The 17156-nt window shown below is 67.8% G+C and carries 15 protein-coding genes; 10 read left to right on the top strand and 5 right to left on the bottom strand.

All coding sequences use genetic code 11. From position 1 onward, the window contains the following. Nucleotides 1-66 precede the first annotated feature (66 nt). Together OG716_RS25935 and OG716_RS25930 are read left to right on the top strand one after the other, a co-directional pair. On the top strand, nt 67-1023 hold the full coding sequence (locus OG716_RS25935) for a cupin domain-containing protein (RefSeq protein ID WP_405133321.1): 957 nt from the start codon (nt 67-69) through the stop codon (nt 1021-1023). A 169-nt stretch (nt 1024-1192) separates the two neighbouring features. Further along, nucleotides 1193-1639, top strand: a complete 447-nt coding sequence (locus OG716_RS25930; protein WP_405133320.1) for an acyl-CoA thioesterase — start codon at nt 1193-1195, stop codon at nt 1637-1639. Between the two features lie 204 nt (nt 1640-1843). Here OG716_RS25930 and OG716_RS25925 read toward each other — a convergent pair whose 3' ends face one another. Genes OG716_RS25925 through pdhA form a run of 3 tightly spaced genes read right to left on the bottom strand, consistent with a single transcriptional unit; the run spans nt 1844 to nt 5238 of the window. Then, entirely contained in the window at nt 1844-3130 is a 1287-nt protein-coding gene (locus tag OG716_RS25925; protein ID WP_405139914.1) for a dihydrolipoamide acetyltransferase family protein, read from the bottom strand. 48 nt (nt 3131-3178) lie between these two features. After that, nucleotides 3179-4162, bottom strand: coding sequence for an alpha-ketoacid dehydrogenase subunit beta (locus OG716_RS25920; RefSeq protein ID WP_405133319.1), 984 nt, complete (start codon nt 4160-4162; stop codon nt 3179-3181). Then, nucleotides 4159-5238, bottom strand: coding sequence for a pyruvate dehydrogenase (acetyl-transferring) E1 component subunit alpha (gene pdhA, locus OG716_RS25915; RefSeq protein WP_405133318.1), 1080 nt, complete (start codon nt 5236-5238; stop codon nt 4159-4161). Before pdhA ends, OG716_RS25920 begins: the two co-directional genes overlap by 4 nt. A 180-nt stretch (nt 5239-5418) precedes the next feature. Between pdhA and OG716_RS25910 the strand changes: the two genes are divergently transcribed. The 3 genes from OG716_RS25910 (at nt 5419) to OG716_RS25900 (ending at nt 8531) form a co-directional block, all read left to right on the top strand. Further along, entirely contained in the window at nt 5419-5940 is a 522-nt protein-coding gene (locus OG716_RS25910; protein WP_405133317.1) for an Lrp/AsnC family transcriptional regulator, read from the top strand. 70 nt (nt 5941-6010) lie between these two features. Then, the gene (locus OG716_RS25905) at nt 6011-7270 is read left to right on the top strand and encodes a benzoate/H(+) symporter BenE family transporter (protein ID WP_405133316.1); all 1260 of its coding nucleotides are present in this window, start codon (nt 6011-6013) and stop codon (nt 7268-7270) included. Between the two features lie 427 nt (nt 7271-7697). After that, the gene (locus OG716_RS25900) at nt 7698-8531 is read left to right on the top strand and encodes a sulfurtransferase (protein WP_405133315.1); all 834 of its coding nucleotides are present in this window, start codon (nt 7698-7700) and stop codon (nt 8529-8531) included. 105 nt (nt 8532-8636) lie between these two features. Here OG716_RS25900 and OG716_RS25895 read toward each other — a convergent pair whose 3' ends face one another. Both OG716_RS25895 and OG716_RS25890 read right to left on the bottom strand, forming a co-directional pair. After that, nucleotides 8637-9317, bottom strand: a complete 681-nt coding sequence (locus OG716_RS25895; protein ID WP_405133314.1) for an HNH endonuclease family protein — start codon at nt 9315-9317, stop codon at nt 8637-8639. A gap of 189 nt (nt 9318-9506) precedes the next feature. Continuing rightward, nucleotides 9507-9869, bottom strand: coding sequence for a hypothetical protein (locus OG716_RS25890; RefSeq protein ID WP_405133313.1), 363 nt, complete (start codon nt 9867-9869; stop codon nt 9507-9509). A 287-nt stretch (nt 9870-10156) separates the two neighbouring features. On the opposite strand from OG716_RS25890, the gene OG716_RS25885 reads away from it, so the two are divergent. The 5 genes from OG716_RS25885 (at nt 10157) to OG716_RS25865 (ending at nt 17155) form a co-directional block, all read left to right on the top strand. Beyond that, nucleotides 10157-13309, top strand: coding sequence for a DEAD/DEAH box helicase (locus OG716_RS25885; protein WP_405133312.1), 3153 nt, complete (start codon nt 10157-10159; stop codon nt 13307-13309). After that, nucleotides 13306-14079: an SWIM zinc finger family protein gene (locus OG716_RS25880; RefSeq protein WP_405133311.1), complete on the top strand. Its 774-nt coding sequence runs from the start codon at nt 13306-13308 to the stop codon at nt 14077-14079. Before OG716_RS25885 ends, OG716_RS25880 begins: the two co-directional genes overlap by 4 nt. Before the next feature lie 304 nt (nt 14080-14383). Then, nucleotides 14384-15220, top strand: coding sequence for an SDR family NAD(P)-dependent oxidoreductase (locus OG716_RS25875; protein ID WP_405139912.1), 837 nt, complete (start codon nt 14384-14386; stop codon nt 15218-15220). A gap of 190 nt (nt 15221-15410) precedes the next feature. Continuing rightward, the gene (locus tag OG716_RS25870) at nt 15411-15617 is read left to right on the top strand and encodes a hypothetical protein (protein WP_405133310.1); all 207 of its coding nucleotides are present in this window, start codon (nt 15411-15413) and stop codon (nt 15615-15617) included. An 8-nt stretch (nt 15618-15625) separates the two neighbouring features. Beyond that, nucleotides 15626-17155, top strand: a complete 1530-nt coding sequence (locus OG716_RS25865; RefSeq protein ID WP_405139910.1) for a flavin-containing monooxygenase — start codon at nt 15626-15628, stop codon at nt 17153-17155. The last annotated feature ends 1 nt before the right edge of the window (nt 17156 follow it).

The raw sequence follows: 17156 nt of genomic DNA, 5'->3' as shown, positions 1-17156 counted from the left end.
GTACACCGAGAAACCCTGAGCGTAAACATGGTTGAGAAGCGCGCGGGCATTTGCCATCGTCTACATATGGATGCTCTGGCCAGCCTGCTCGAAGGACCACGCGCGCGGGCGGCGTTCGTCATCCGTTCCTCATTCGATCCGCCCTGGTCGCTGCGCATCCGGGACGAGGCGCCGCTGACTCTGGTGGCCGTGGTCCGCGGCGACGGCTGGATCGTGCCGGATCCGAAGGGCGGCAAGCCGATTCCGCCTCGACAACTACACGCGGGCGATATCGCCCTCTTCCGCGGCCCCGATCACTACACCCTCGCCGACGATCCGGGCACCGCCCCGCAGGCCATCGTCCATCCCGGTCAGACCACCACCACTCCCGACGGCGAAGTGCTCTGCGAAGCCTTGAGTCTGGGTATTCGCAACTGGGGCACCAGCGCCGACGCGCGGACGGTGCTGATCACCGGCAGTTACGAACAGGAGTCCGCCGCCAGCGGCCGCCTGCTACGGGCCCTCCCGCCCATTGCTGTGCTCAGCCGCGGTGAAATCGATTCGCGTGTCCTGGATCTGCTCGTCGACGAGTCGGCCAAGGAGCTGCCCGCCCAGAGCGCCATGCTCGATCGCCTCCTGGATCTGCTGCTGATCGCCACCCTGCGTGCCTGGTTCGCCCGCGCCGATGCTCCCGCCTGGTACCACGCCTACAGCGATCCGCTGGTCGGCAAGGCCCTGCGCCTGATACAGCACAATCCCGCGCACCCCTGGACCGTCGCCTCGCTGGCCGCCGAGGTGGGCGTCTCCCGCGCCGCCCTGGCCCGCCGCTTCACCGAACTCGTCGGCGAACCCCCGATGTCCTTCCTGACCGATTGGCGCCTGGCCCTGGCCGCCGATCTGCTGCACGAATCCGATGCCACCCTGGAGTCCATCGCGCACCGCGTCGGCTACGGCAGCGCCTTCGCCCTCAGCACCGCTTTCAAACGCCATCACGGCATCAGCCCCCGCGACCACCGCAATACCTCCGACCAGCGCACGGCTTAGTCCCGATACGAGCCTGAGGGCAGCAGACTAAAGTTCACGCGCGAGACCATCCACCCAAAGTTCGCGGCCCGTCTCGTTCTGGAGCGGGGGAGCGAAGCGGAGGAGCGGAGGGAGGGAAGAACGAGACTTCGGGGCCGCGAACCGCCCGGAGCGAAGCGGAGGGCAAAATATGACACAGCAGCAGGATTACCCGGTGCTCTGGCCGGTGCCGACGCGCTGGGCGGACAACGACCACTACGGTCACGTGAACAACGTGACGTATTACAGCTATTTCGATACCGCCGTGAACGCGTGGCTCATCCACGCGACCGGCACCGATATCCGCGACCTACCCGCCATCGGCGTGGTGGCCAAGACATCCTGCACCTTCATCGGCTCGATCAGCTTCCCCGACCAGTTGCTGGTCGGCATCCGCATCGCCCGCCTCGGCAATTCCAGCATCAGCTACGACCTCGCCATCTTCCGTGACGCCGGCGACTCCCTCCAGCTCGCCGCCACCGGCACCTTCGTCCACGTCTACGTCGACGACGAATCCCGCACGCCGGTCCCCATCCCCGACGCAATCCGCGCAGCCGCAGAACTTCTCGTAGGAGCGTCCGCCGCCGAACCCCGCTGAACTCCCACCGGCCGAACAGCCCGTGCCGCTGCCGCACAGCCCCTATACAGGCTGTTCGCCAGCGGCGCGGGCTGTTTCGTCGGCGCTATCCCCGTCCGACGGCTGCGAGCCGGTCCGGCAGCGTTGTATTCGCCGAACAGCCCGCGTCGCCGTCGCGCAGCCCCGATAGAGGCTGTTCGGCAGGGGCACAGGCTGTTTCGTCGGTCAGACGCGACCGAGGAGCGTGAGGGGGTCTTCCAGGAGGGCGGCGATGCTGGCGAGGAAGCGGGAGCCCTGCTCGCCGTCGATGAGGCGGTGGTCGAAGCTGAGGCCGAGGGTGGTGACCCAGCGGACGGCCAGTTCGTCGCGGTGCACCCAGGGGCGTTTGCGGATGGAGCCGAGGCAGAGGATTGCCGCTTCGCCCGGGTTCACCAGTGGGACACCGGTATCCACGCCGAAGACGCCGACATTGGTGAGGGTGAAGGTGCCGCCGGTGAGTTCGGCGGGAGTGGCGCCGCCACTGCGCGCGAGCTGCGCGATATCGCTGATCTCCTGGGACAGGTCGCGCAGGCTGTGCGAGTGCGCGTCCTTCAGATTGGGCACCATCAGCCCGCGTTCGGTGGCGACCGCGATGCCGAGATTCACATAGTGCTTGGTGACGATCTCCTGATTCGCCTCGTCCCAGGAGGCGTTCAGGTCCGGGAATTCGCTCAGCGCAACCAGTGTCGCCTTGGCGACCAGCGCCAGCGGCGTCAGCGTCAGCCCCGCGAAGGTGGGTGTCGCGCGCAGATGATCCAGCAGTTCCATGGAACCGGTGAAATCAGTGGTCACGAAGGTGCTGGCCTGCGGAATATGCTGGGCGCTGGCCACCATGGCCGCGGCCGTGCGCTTGCGGATTCCGGCGATGGGCGTACGGGTTTCGCGCTCGGCGGGCACCGGGCGGGCCGTGCTCGTGGCCGAGCCCACGGGCGTCACCGGCGGCGCGGTGTGGATCGGAATGACATCGGCCGCACGGGCATCCGGCCGCGCGCCGTGCAGATCGTTCAGCGTGACAGCCCCCTCCGGACCGCTCCCGGCGACGGCCGTCAGATCGACGCCGATCTCCCGAGCCAGCTTGCGCGCCCCGGGGGTGGCGGCGGGCCGTCCCATCGAGTCACCCACCGGTGCACCGCTTCTCGTCCCCGAGGCCGGTGCGGCGGCCGCCCGGGCACGCCGCGATACCGGCTCGCTATCGGGTCCGTAGCCCACCAGCACCGCCTGCCGTTCGGTCGGCGCCTCCACGGCGGTACCGATGCGAATGAGCGGTGCGCCCACCAGCACGGTGTCGCCCGCCTGCGCGAGCAGCTCCACCACGGTCCCCGCGAATGGGCTCGGTAGTGCCACCTGAGCTTTCGCGGTCTCGACCTCGGCGATGACCTGGTTCAATTCCACCGTATCGCCGACCTGCACCTGCCACGACACCAATTCGGCGTCGGCCAATCCCTCACCGAGGTCGGGCAATCGAAATTCCATGACGTGCTGCTGCTGTTCCACCGAGCTTCCTCCGAAGGCAATTGACCGTTAGGCGGCGAGCGTGCGATCGACCGCGGCGAGAATGCGGTCGGGGTCGGGCAGGTGGTGCCGTTCGAGTTTAGCCGGGGGATAGGGGATGTCGAAGCCGCCGACGCGCAGGACCGGCGCTTCCAATTGGTAGAAGCAGCGTTCGGTGATGCGGGCCGCGATCTCCGCGCCGAGTCCGCCGAATACCGGCGCCTCGTGCACAATAATCAACCGACCGGTCTTCATTACCGAAGTTTCGATGGTGTCGAAATCGATCGGCGAAAGGCTGCGCAGATCGATCACCTCCAGCGAATGTCCTTCGCTCGCCGCGATATCGGCGGCTGTCAAAGCGGTGGCGACGGTCCCGCCGTAGGCGACCACGGTGGCATCATCGCCGCTGGTGCAGACCCGGGCCTGGTCCAGCGCCGGCCCCCCGTCCCGGTCGAGCTGCTCGAAATCGACATCCGCTTTGTCCCAGTACCGCCGCTTGGGCTCGAAGAAGATCACCGGATCATCCAGCGCGACCGCCTGCCGGATCATGAGATACGCATCCGCCGGATTGCTCGGCGATACCACGCGCAGCCCCGCCGTATGCGCGAAATACGCTTCCGGCGATTCGGAGTGATGTTCCACCGATCCGATGCCGCCGCCGAACGGAATGCGAATGGTGATGGGCGCGACCACTTTTCCCTTGGTGCGATAGTGAATCTTCGCCACCTGGCAGACAATCTGGTCGAACGCCGGATACACGAATCCGTCGAACTGGATTTCGCACACCGGCCGCAGTCCGCGCAGTGCCATTCCGAAAGCCGTTCCGATGATTCCGGATTCGGCCAGCGGGGTGTCCATGACCCGCCGGTTGCCGAAATCCTTCTGCAGCGTATCGGTGACCCGGAAGACGCCGCCGAGCCGGCCGATGTCCTCGCCCATCAGAATGACTTTGGGATCGTCCTCCAGGGCGCGCCGCATACCGAAATTGATCGCGCCCGCGAATGTCGTCTTCATGGCCGGACTCCCTCCAGATAGGCGGCGTACTCGCGGCGCTCCTGCTCGACGAGACGGTGCGGGGTGGCGTACACGTGCTCGAACAGTTCCATGGGCTCCGGATCGGGCATGCTCAGCGTGGCGCTGCGCAGCCGGGCGGCGATCTCGTCGCCGCGCTGTTTCACCTGCTGTTCGAAAGCGCTGTCCCACAGCCTCTCCCGCTCCAGCAGCCGGCGCAGCCGATCGATCGGATCCCGCCGCTGCCACAGCTCCAGTTCGGCGGCATCGCGATAGCGGGTGGGATCGTCGGCGGTGGTGTGCGGGCCCATTCGATAGGTGATGGCCTCGATGAACGACGGCCCGCCGCCGGTACGGGCGCGAATGAGCGCCTGCCGGGTCACGGCCAGGACCGCGAGTGCGTCATTGCCGTCCACCTGCACGGCGGGAATGCCGTAGCCGATGGCCCGGCGCGCGATCGGCGTGGCACTCTGCACCCGCGTGGGCGCGCTGATCGCCCAGCCGTTGTTCTGGCAGAAGAACACCACCGGCGCACCCCAGGAGGAGGCGAAGCCGAGCGCCTCGGAGATATCGCCCTGACTGGTGGCGCCGTCGCCGAAGTAGGCGATGGTGGCGATCTCCGCGCCCTCGAGATGGGCGGCGTAGGCGTATCCGGTGGCGTGCAGTCCCTGTGCGCCGACCACGATCGCCGGATTGGTCATCCGGTAAGCGTCCGCGTCCCAGCAGGAATGGGCGACGCCGCGCCAGAGCCGGGTCATATCCTCCGGGGGCACGCCGCGGCAGTAGGCGACGGCGGCCTCGCGGTAGGAGCAGAACACGTAATCGTCGGAGTGCAGGGCGTGGGCCGAGCCGACCTGCGCCGCCTCCTGGCCGAGCAGCGGTGGCCACAATCCCAACTGGCCCTGCCGCTGCAGTGCGGTGGCCTCGGTGTCTATCCGGCGGGCCACGACCATATCGGTGTACATGGCGCGCAGTTCGTCGCGGCCGGCATCGGCCACCAGCGGGGCGTGCACACGATCGAATACGCGATGGCCGTCGGGCTGGACCAGCTGCACCGGGTAGGTGTTCTTTTCGGGCATTTGTATCGCCTCCTCGAACCACCGGGTACACCGTTATCACCGTGGGATTGTGTCCCGTGCGCAACGATGTGTGTCCTGTATCACCAAGCATCCTCTGTTAAGCGATCTGCGCAAGTATCAAGGTCGAAACTGTGCAGAATGCTCGGTCAGTGGCCCGCTCGGCGTGTCATACTGCGTTTCATGTCCAGTAATGAACCCGCCTCCGGGGCGATGGACGCCACCGATGCCCGGCTATTGCTGGAGTTGGTGGCCAACCCCCGGGCGACCGGGGTGGAACTGGCCGCGCGACTCGGCCTCTCCCGCAATACCGTGCAGGCCAGGTTGGCCAGATGGGAGGCGAACGCGGTACTGGCCAGCTTCGAGCGGCGGGTGGAACCGCGGGCTCTCGGTTATCCGCTGGCAGCTTTTGTCGCGGTGGTCGTCGATCAGCACAAATTGGACGCGGTGGTGGCCGAATTGGCGCGGATTCCGGAGGTCACGGAGGTCTGCGGTATGACCGGTCCCACCGATCTGACCGCCCGCGTCGTGGCTCAGGACGCGGATGATCTCTACCGGATCGCCGGGCACATCCTCAAGATCCCGGGTGTGGAACGCACCAATATGGCGCTGATCATGCGCTCGCTGGTCGGTCCGCGCACCACTCCGCTGCTCGATCGGCTCGCCGGTGGGAACGGGAATCCGGGGACGAACTCGGACCGGTAGCGCGAAATTCAGTCCAGTTTCGGCAGATTGGCTGGTGACCGCGGGGCCAGTGGACCGGGACCATGACCCGATGAGCACTACTACCGCCGACACTCCGGCCGCCCGGACCGCGCCCGCGGTGGGGATCGGGCAGCCGATCGGGGCCGGTATCGTCACCGCGCTGGTCGGCTTCACCAGTTCCTTCGCGGTGGTGCTGGGCGGACTGACCGCCATGGGAGCGACTGCGGCACAGGCGGCTTCGGGACTGCTCGCCGTCTGCGTGACCCAGGGTGTGGGCATGCTGATCCTGAGCCGGTACTACCGGATGCCGATCACACTGGCCTGGTCCACGCCGGGTGCGGCGCTGCTGGCCAGCACCGGGGCGGTCGCGGGCGGCTGGCCGGCGGCGGTCGGGGCATTCGTGGTGGCGGGCCTGCTGATCGTGCTGACCGGGTTCTGGCAGCGACTGGGTTCGCTGATCGCGGCGATTCCGGTCGAGATCGCGCAGGCCATGCTGGCCGGTGTGCTGCTGCCGCTGTGCCTGGCGCCCATGCACGCGCTGACCGTCAGCCCGGCCGTGGTGGTCCCGGTGATCGTCACCTGGCTGGTGCTGCAGCGGTTCGCGGCGCGCTGGGCGGTGCTCGCGGCGTTCGCGGTGGCGGCGATCGGCGCGGGCATCGATATCGCGGTGACCCACCGCCACCTGAATGTCGCCGCCATGGCGCCGCGCATCGAATGGACTGTGCCGCACTGGAGTTGGCAGGCGCTGGTCGGGGTGGCGGTGCCGCTGTACATCGTCACCATGGCGGCGCAGAACATTCCGGGCACGGCGGTCATGAGCTCGCTCGGATACCGGGTGCCCTGGCGCGCGGCCATGGCGGTCACCGGGCTCGGAACCATCCTCGGTGCACCGGCGGGCGGGCATGCCATCAATCTCGCCGCCATCAGCGCGGCTCTCTCGGCCGCCCCGTCCGCACACCCGGATCCCAAGCGCCGCTGGATTGCCGCCGCCACCGCGGGCGGCATGTACCTACTGCTGGCCTTGGCCTCCGGAGCTCTGGTGACGCTGGTGGCGACCGCGCCCAAGGGCGTGCTGGAAACCGTTGCTGGCCTTGCCCTCATAGCCACCCTGGCCGGAGCCCTCACCTCCGCCCTGACCCGGCCCGAGCACCGCTCCGCGGCCGCGCTCACCTTCCTGGTCGCCGCCTCCGGCGTCACCCTGCTGGGCATCGGCGCCGCATTCTGGGCCCTCGTGGCCGGGCTGGTGGTCCGCTGGCTGCTGCGCCCCCGCCCCGAACAGCCGCACCTGGCGAGTCCCGCCGAGCCCGGCGCGGTGAATTCGGGCCGGTAAGGCGCGGCGAATTCCATACAGCCGCAAGGGCGCCGGATCCCGGGCAGCCGGGCAGCCGGGCACCCGGGCAGCCGGGCACGGCGGATTCGGGGCTGTCGCGCGGGATGGATTCGGGACTGCCGTGTGCGGATTCGGGGCTGTCGCGCGGGATGGATTCGGGACTGCCGTGTGCGGATTCGGGGCTGTCGCGCGGGATGGATTCGGGACTGCCGTGTGCGGATTCGGGGCTGTCGCGCGGGATGGATTCGGGACTGCCGTGTGCGGATTCGGGGCTGTCGCGCGGGATGGATTCGGTCCGGTCGGCAGCGGTGGATGCGGTGGCCGAGGCGGCGCACCCGACTATGGGAGCGCGGCTGCGGTGCGGGAGGGTGCTGCGTAGGGTGGGGGAGTCTGTTCCGGCGTGGGGGTTCTGCGAAGAGGAGTTGGCTTGAGCGCGGTGCTGATTTCGGCCGAGGAGTTGCGGGAGTTGCTCGCCACCGGGGATTCCCGGGTCCGGGTACTGGATGTGCGGTGGGCGCTCGGCGATCCCGATGGGCCGCAGCACTATTTGGATGGCCACGTTCCCGGTGCGGTCTTCGTCGATCTCGAGACCGAGCTGGCCGATCCGCCCTCGCCCGCCAAGGGCCGTCATCCGCTGCCCGAGCTCGCGCACCTGCAGAAATGCGCGCGCAGCTGGGGTCTGCGCACCGGTGACACGGTCGTCGCCTACGACGCGACCGGCGGTATGGCCGCGGCGCGGGTGTGGTGGCTGCTGCGCTGGGCCGGGGTGCCGCAGGTGCGCATTCTCGACGGTGGGCTCCCGGCCTGGGAACGCGCCGGCGGCAAGGTGATCGCGGGCGAAGAGTCCGATCCCGAAGCCGGTGACGTGGTCCTGACCCCCGGCGGCATGCCGGTGATCGATGCCGACGCGGCCGCCAGTTGGAACGGTGTACTCCTCGATGCCCGCGCGGGCGAGCGCTATCGCGGCGAGGTCGAGCCCATCGATCCGCGCGCGGGCCACATCCCGGGCGCGATCAGTGCGCCGACCGCGGAAAACCTCACCGCCACAGGAACTTTCAAGCCCATCGACGAATTGCGCTCGCGCTTCACCGGATTGGGCGAAGGCCCGGTCGCCGTCTACTGCGGCTCCGGTGTGACGGCCGCCCACCAGGTCGCCGCGCTCGCGGTGGCTGGTATCGACGCCGCCCTCTACCCCGGCTCCTGGTCGCAGTGGTCCAACGACCCGAAGCGCCCGGTCGCCACCGGTGCCGATCCGGCCTGATCGCTCGCTGCTGTGGATCCCGGCCGAAAGCATGCCGGGATGACGCGGGGCAGCGGCCAGGCTGGATAGCGAGGGGCGGCTACCGGGCAGATGGGTAGATCCGCGCTATGGGCAGGTTCGGGAGATGCGTTGCAGGGCGGTGCGATCGGCGGCGGTCAGCGGTAGGTCGTAGTGGGTGGCGACGGTGAGGTATTTGCCGGCGTAGAAGCAGCGGTTGGCGCGGGCGGGCGGTAGCCAGTCGCCGGGGGTTTGATCGCTTTTGGCCTGGTTGGCCTTTCCGTCTACGGCGAGCAGGTTGTAGTCGAGGTCGTTGGCGAAGCGCATGCGGCGGTCCAGGGGCCAGCTAGAGGCGCCCAGATCCCAGGCGGCGGCCAGTGGGAAGACGTGGTCGATCTGCACGGCGCGGGCGTCGGCCTTGTCGAAGGTGATGCGCTGGCCCGTATAGGGATCGTCGAGGGTGCCGCCGACCACCACGCAATTGCGGGTGCCGGGCCGGAAGGCGGTCGCCGAAAGTTGACGGGCCAGTACATTATTGCGGGTATCGCAGCCGTCGTGCCCGCCCGGACCGTCGTGATCGTCACTCCAGGCCGGCCCGAATACGCAGCCCTGCCCCGATTTACAGCCGCGCTCGTAGCCGCCGGGCCGGGTCCGCTTGGGCACCATGCGCGCAATGGCCAGCAATTCCTCCAGATGCGCCCGGCTGGGACTGCCCGGCGCGGGCGGAACCCGGCCCGGCAGTACCGAACACCCGGAGGCGCCGAGCGCCAGGAGTACGGCACCAGCCACCGCGAGCACCGCGCACCACACCGATCGACCTCGCCGCCGAGCGGGAAGTCGATTCGGTACCGCGGGAATTCGGTGCTGTCGCACCGTCCTAGATCTACCCGATCGAGCCGGCTGCGGCCCGCATCGGCGACACTTCGCACCCGCCGCGCCGTCGAATAATCGCGGGCGAGCGGGTGCGAAGGGAATTGGCTAGGACCAGGCGTGCGCGAGGAGATCGTCCGCCGAAGCCTCGGTGAGCTGTGGTGGGAAGCGCATGGCCGCGATGGATTGTGGTCGCGCGCCGTCATGGCCGATGAGCCAGGAGCCGCCGCGATCCTCGCATTCGGCGATCTTGGCGAAGGTGGTGAGCAGGAAGGTGATGGCCTCGCGTGGTTCCATGGTGCGCGCCAGTCGCTGGGATTCTCCGGTGCGGGACAGATCGAGCCACACCCCCGACTGCCCGTCCAGGCGCATCCCCACGATTTTCGTCGTGTCCACGAATGTGAATCTTCGTCGTTCCCACGGCGTCGTCGGCGTGAAGGACTGCTCTAACACTTGGAGCAGGATCGTCATCTTCACTGCCTCCCTCGGTATCGATATTGCCACGGCTCCGGATTGAGTCGCGGTGGATTTTTCAGGGTGCGCCCCGCACGGCTGCCAAAATGCACAGCCAAGCCCGCCGTATGCGGTGACCAGGGGTTATCTCAGTATGTGCCGGATTCGGGCAGAAATAAAGACCCGGTATGTGTCGTGATTTGCCTGGTTGCGAAGGGTGAGTCGCGAAGGCTCACCGCTGCGGTGAATCGAACTCGGCCGGAGTGGCCGATCGGACTGTCGGACCGGACTGATTGGATAGGCGGATGCTGCACGGACTGTGGTCGCCGGGATCAGGATTGGTGCTGTGGCACGACCCTGCCGGTGCCGCGGCCGATACCGATGCCCTGCCGGACCCGCTGGGGTCGATCGTGCGGGCGGCGAAGTTCCGGCACAAGGCGAAGGTGCTGGTCGCGGGGGCGTACGGGCCCGAGGAGATCCAGGTCCGGGTGCACGCGCTGGCCCCGGAGGCGGCCGCGTCGGTACTGCTGCAGGAGCTTCCGGCGCAGGCCGTGGCGGGGGATCTGCGCTATCTCGCGCATGTGGTGCGGGGTGTGGAGCGCTGGGTGCGGGCGGGACGGATAGTCCCGGAGGTGCGCCGTGACGACGGCGAATGGTGGGTGCGGTGGCGGCTGGTCGGCGGGCAGCGGCAGCGCGCGTGGCTGGCCGAACTCGCCGTGGCCATGCCCGCCGCGCTGCAGGTCGCGGGCCGCCCGGCGGAATTGCTCGACAACCTCACGGCCGAACTCACCGACCCCATCGCCCGGCTGCGCATCATGCCGAAACTGCCCGCACTGCTGAGCACGGTCGCGCAGGTGCCGATCGGCTACTCGTCGCGCGAGGGCACCGGCGTGGCCGACGACGGCATGCTCGATTTCGGTGCACCGGAGACCGAGTTGGACCGCGCTCGATCGCGCTCGTTGCCGACCGATGCCGCCACTTCCGATGAGCCGCAGTCGCGTTCGCATCCGCTGCTGGTCGCGCTGCTGGACGCGGAGCCGCTGGATGCGGGTTCGCATCGGGTGTCGGCGGTGCTGGAGGATTGGCGTACGAGCCTGACGGCCGATGAGCCGGAACTGGTGCTGCGGCTGCTGGAACCGGACTCCGAGGACGCGGTCGAGGCGGGTGCGCTGTGGCGGCTCGAGGTGTGCCTGCGCGTCGAAGGTGAAGCGCCGCAACCGGTATTGCTGCCCGGTGATCCGCATATGGTGCGCCTCGCGGCGGAGAAGCTGGCCGCCGCCAAGCTGGCGTATCCGCGGCTGCGGGATCTGCCGGGTGATGCCCGCAGTATGGATCTGTACCTGCCCACCGAAGTGGTCATGGATCTGGTCGCACACGGCGCCGCCGTCTTGCGGTCCGCCGGTGTGCGACTGCTGCTGCCGCGCGCCTGGCGCATTGCCGCACCGAGCCTGCGCTTGAAGGTGCAGAGCCCGGCTGCCACCGAAACCGCCGTCGGGCTGGACGGTTTGGTGTCCTTCCGCTGGGAGTTGGCGCTCGGCGAAACGACGCTGACGCCCGCCGAGATGACGCGCCTGGTGCGATCGAAATCGGATCTGGTGCAGTTGCGTGGCGAATGGGTGCAGGCCGATCACCGCACCCTTGCCGTAGCCGCCGACTACGTCTCGGGCCGCACCGACGGCACCGAGACGAGTGTCGGCGCACTGTTCGCGGAACTCGCCGCACACCCCGCCATCGGCGTCCCCCTCGAGCAGATCACCGCAACCGGCTGGGCCGCAGAACTTTTCGACGGTGAACACACCACCGCCCTCGTCTCCGAGCCGATCGGCCTGAAGGCCAAGCTCCGCCCCTACCAGCTCCGTGGCCTGGCCTGGCTCGCCACCATGAGCCGCCTCGGCTGCGGCGCCATCCTCGCCGACGATATGGGCCTCGGCAAAACGGTCCAGGTTCTCGCGCTACTCGTACACGAGCGCGAAACCTTCGCTGCCACAGCATCATCCGGACGATTCGATACGGTTGAATCTGCTGCGTCCGCTGCGGAGTCGACCGCCTCGGCCGGCGCCGGCCGAGGCGCATCGGGTGCTTCAGCCGGGGCTGGCGTGGACTCGGCGTCCGAGGGCGACTCCGGCGGCTCGGACCCGGGGCGCGCCGGTGCACGGGTGGGGGTCGGGCCGACGCTATTGGTCTGCCCCATGTCGGTGGTGGGTAACTGGCAGCGGGAGACGGAGCGGTTCGCGCCGGATCTGCGGGTGCTGGTGCATCATGGGCCGGGGCGGCGGTCGGGGGCGGAATTCGATGCGGCGGTGGGGGATTCGGATCTGGTGGTGACCACCTATGCGCTGCTGGCCCGGGATGTGGAGGAGCTGAAGCGGCAGCGGTGGCAGCGGGTGGCGCTGGACGAGGCCCAGCACATCAAGAACGCGGGGACGCGGCAGGCGCGGGCGGCGCGGCTGGTGCCGGCGCGACATCGGCTGGCGCTCACCGGAACTCCGGTGGAGAACCGGCTCGAAGAATTGCGCTCGATCATGGATTTCGTCAATCCCAAGCTGCTGGGCAAGGCCTCGGAATTCCATGCGCGGTTCGCGGTGCCGATCGAGCGGGAGCGCGATGAGAATGCCGTCACCCGGCTGCGCGCCATCACCTCGCCTTTCGTGCTGCGCCGGGTCAAGACCGATCCGGCGGTGATCTCCGATCTGCCGGACAAGATCGAGATCACCATGCGCGCCAACCTGACCGTGGAGCAGGCCGCGCTGTATCAGGCGGTGCTCGATGATATGTCCGCCAAGCTCGAATCCGCGGAGGGTATGGAGCGTAAGGGCGCGGTGCTCGCGGCGCTGACCAGGCTCAAACAGGTATGCAATCACCCCGCGCACTATCTGAAGGACGGTTCGGCGGTGCTGAAGCGCGGCCACCACCGTTCGGGGAAATTGGCGCTGGTGGAGGACATTCTGGAGTCGGTGATCGCCGATGGCGAGCGGGCGCTGCTGTTCACCCAGTTCGCCGAATTCGGTGATCTGGTGTCCCCGTACCTGTCCGAGCGTTTCGGCACGGAGGTGCCGTTTCTGCACGGCGGGGTGAGCAAGCAGCGGCGCGATGCCATGGTCACCGGATTCCAGGAGGACGAGAACGGCCCGCCGCTCATGCTGCTGTCGCTCAAGGCCGGTGGCACCGGACTCAATCTCACCGCCGCCAATCATGTGGTGCACCTGGACCGCTGGTGGAATCCCGCGGTGGAGAACCAGGCCACCGACCGCGCCTTCCGCATCGGCCAGCGCCGCGACGTCCAGGTGCGAAAGCTGGTGTGCGTGGACACCATCGAGGAGCGGGTGGACGACATGCTGAACGGCAAACGCCAACTCGCCGATCTGACCGTCGGCGCGGGGGAGAAGTGGATCACCGAACTGGGTGACGACGAACTGCGCGAACTGTTCGCCCTGGGCGCGGAGGCCGTCGGCGAATGAACACGTACATCGACTTCAGTGAGTTCGGCGAGCGCCGCCCGGTCCAGGGTGGCGTATCCGCGCGCAGTCGCAGCGGTGCGGCCTTCGCCAAGACCTGGTGGGGCCGTTCGTTTCTGAAGGCCGTCGAACAGGTCGCCGATGCCGGGCGCCTCACCCGGGGGCGCTCCTATGCCCGTACCGGCCAGGTGATCAGCTACCGCATGGAGCCGGGCACGGTCGCCGCCGAGGTGCAGGGCAGTCAGCCCCGCCCCTTCATCTCGGTGCTCGCCCTGCGCCAATTGCGCGATGACCGCCTCGATGAACTGGTGGACCTGGTCCGAGCCACCCCCGGCATGCTCGGCGAGATCGCCGCGGGCGCGCTGCCGCACACTCTCGGCCCGCTGCTGCTCCCGAACACTGCCTCCGAACTCGACTTCTCCTGCACCTGCCCCGATCCCGGCTGGCCGTGCAAGCATGTGGCCGCCGTCTGCTACATCATCGCCGAACGCCTCGACGAGCATCCCCGAGATCTACTCACCCTGCGCGGCATCGAGCTGGACGCGCTCATCGGCAGTGTCCAGAACGAAAGCGCCCCAGCGGATTCCGGCGACCTCTACGGCGAGGACACGGCCCTGCCGAAGCTCCCCAAGCCCGAATTCCGACCGGCTCCAGAAGATCTCGACGCAGTACTCCTCCGAAAAGCGCTCCGCATGACCGCCGAAGACGAGCGCACCGCCGAAATTGGCCTCCGCCAACTCCGCTCGCTTTACAGCGTCCTCGACACGGACTGACCGCCCGAGCCCCTGACCGTTCGGCAACGGCAAGCCCGTCATCCTGGCGCGCTTTCGGCCGGGATCCACCGCAGCCGGTAGTCGCGCCCTTGTGTGGATCCCGGCCGAAAGCATGTCGGACGACGAGGGTCAACCGGATGACGAAGGTATGGCGGGACGGTTGGGAGTGTGGCGGAATGGCGGGTTGGGCGTCGTTGACTCGTTGACATTCGGCCCCGTCGCGCGCCTAATTGGTGGCAGGTGCGGCCAGTTGTGGCAGATGCCCGCAATCGACCGCTCGGGTGGCAGCGATCCGGGAGTTCTCATGCGTCTCAACCCCTTCGGCGGTTCCCGCCGCACCCAGCAGGCGGATGCCGTGGTGACCGGTGCGGGCAGTGGCATCGGCCGCGCCTTCGCGGTCGAACTCGGCCGGCGCGGCGGGCGGGTGATCTGCTCCGATATCGATGCCGAGCGGGCCCGGGAGACCGTCGAATTGGTCAGCGCCGCAGGTGGGAAAGCTTTTGATGCCAGCTGCGATGTGAGCCGGATCGAGCAGGTCGAGGCCCTCGCGAACACCGCCGAGCAGTGGTTCGGCAAGCCCGCCGACATTGTGGTGAACAATGCCGGAATCGGCCGCGGCGGCGAGGTCGTCGGCGATGCCCCGCTGCGCGAATGGCATCAGGTCCTCGATATCAATCTGTGGGGCGTCATCCACGGCTGCCACGTCTTCGCACCGCGCCTGCGCGCGGCCGGGCACGGCAATATCGTGAATGTCGCCTCCGCCGCGGCCTTCGGCGTCGCACCCCGCATGGCCGCCTACAACGTGAGCAAGGCGGGCGTTCTCGCTCTGTCGGAGACCCTGGCCGCCGAACTGTCCGGCACCGGGGTCGGCGTCACCGTGCTCTGCCCCACCGCCGTGAAAACCAACATCCTCGAGGGTGTTTCGGTCGGCAGTGAATCGATGGACGAATGGGGCGACCGGCTACTGCGCTGGACCGGCCGCGAACCCGCCTCGATCGCCCGCACCACCCTCGATGCCGTGGACCACGGCCAGCTGTATGTGGTCCCGCAGTTCGAGGCCAAATTGATCTGGCAGTCCAAACGACTGCTGCCCCAGCAGTACACCCGCGCCGCCGGATTACTGGAGCGGCTGGTGCGGTGAGCACGAAGGAGCTGAACAGTGGCGTTCGCGTATTCCGACATGCTCACGGTCAGCAAAAACAGGCAGTGGGCCCTGGTCGATATCGACTGGGACGCACCGGGAGCAGCAAGGCCATCGATCGATTCCCGATGCGCGTGCTGGGCCGGCCGCCGTCGTGGTCGGAGGCCCCGACCTTCGATCCGGTGGCGAAATGAACTCACCGATCCGGCGTGCGGGCCGATCCGGCTCGCACGGTGAAGAGGCCGCCGCCGGAGTCCGGCTGCACAACCACTACTACCGGGCGCTGCGGCAGCCGAACTGCCTGCTCATCACCTGGCCGGCGCCGCTCGGCATTCGCACCGTGGACGGTGCCGAACATCGGGTGGACTGCATCATCTACGCGGAGGACATGCCTTGAACAGCACTGTGGTGGACCACGAAATCATTATTGTCGGCGCCGGATTCTCCGGTATCGGCACCGCGATCGCCCTGCGCAAGGCGGGATTCGATGATTTCCTGATCGTGGACGACGCCGACGGGGTGGGCGGCACCTGGCACTGGAACACCTATCCCGGTATCGGCGTGGACATTCCGTCGTTCAGCTACCAGTTTTCGTTCGAGCAGCAGCACAATTGGTCGCGGGTGTACGCGCCGGGCCGGGAGCTGAAGGCCTATGCCGAGCACTGTGTGAGCAAGTACGGCCTGCGCCCGCGTATTCGCTTCAGCACCACCATCACTCGCGCGGATTTCGACGACACCGTGCATGTGTGGCGACTGCGGACGGCCGACGGTGATCAGCTCACCTCCCGGTTCGTCATCGGCGCGACCGGAGTGCTGACTCGGCCGAAGACGGCGGAAATCCCTGGCGTGGAACGGTTCACCGGCATCACCATGCATACGGCACGCTGGGATCACGATCAGGATCTGCGCGGGAAGCGAGTGGCCATCATCGGCACCGGTGCGTCCGCGGTGCAGGTGATTCCGGAGATCGCGCCGGCGGTGGCCGATCTTGTTGTCTTCCAGCGCACTCCGATCTGGTGCCTGCCGCGGCCGGATGCCGCGCTGCCCCCGGCGGTGCGGCAGCTGCTGCGCCTGCCCGGCGGGCAGCTGCTGACGCGCTGGCTCAGCCAGGCTTTTGTGGAGGTCACCTTTCCGCTGGCCGCGCACTATTACAAGGTGCTGCCGATGGCGAAGCTCGGGGAGCGTTCCGGCCTGGCACATTTGAAGCAGCAGGTGAAGGATCCGGTGGTGCGCGAGAAGCTCACGCCCAAGTACGCGGTCGGCTGTAAGCGTCCCTCCTTCTCCAATGACTATCTGAAGACGTTCAATCGGGAGAACGTGCACCTGGATACCGACCCGATCACCGAGATCACCGCAACGGGCGTGCGCACCGGCAATACGCACCACGAGGTCGATGTCCTGATCATGGCCACCGGCTTCAAAGTCATGGAATCGGGCAATATGCCGACCTTCGATCTGCACGGCAGTGACGGCGTCCGCCTGGAGGATTGGTGGGATACACGCAGGCTGCAGGCATATGAAGGCGTGAGCGTGCCCGGCTTCCCCAACTTCTTCACCATTATCGGCCCGTACGGCTACAACGGTTCGTCGTACTTCGCTCTCATCGAAATGCAGACCAAGCACATCCTGCGCCTGCTGGAGCAGGCGCGCCGCCGGCATTCGACCCGAGTGGAAGTCACCCAGGAAGCCAATGACGACTACTTCGAGGAAATGCTGGATCGCCGTGGTTCACAGGTCTTCTGGCAGGACAGCTGCGCGCTGGCCAACAGTTACTACTTCGACAAGAACGGCGATGTGCCGTTGCGCCCCATGACCACTCCCGAAGGCTTCTGGCGCGCAGGCCATTTCGACCTCGACCACTACCGTTTCGAGACGCTCGGCAAGCAGCCCGCCACACCGGTGGCGGCGGGCGATCGAGTGCGCAATCGCTCCTGAG

This window comes from Nocardia sp. NBC_01388, from assembly GCF_045040085.1.
Classification (GTDB): Bacteria; Actinomycetota; Actinomycetes; order Mycobacteriales; family Mycobacteriaceae; genus Nocardia.
The sequence above is the reverse complement of the archived record's forward strand: the minus strand, read 5'-3'. Positions and strand labels throughout refer to the sequence as shown.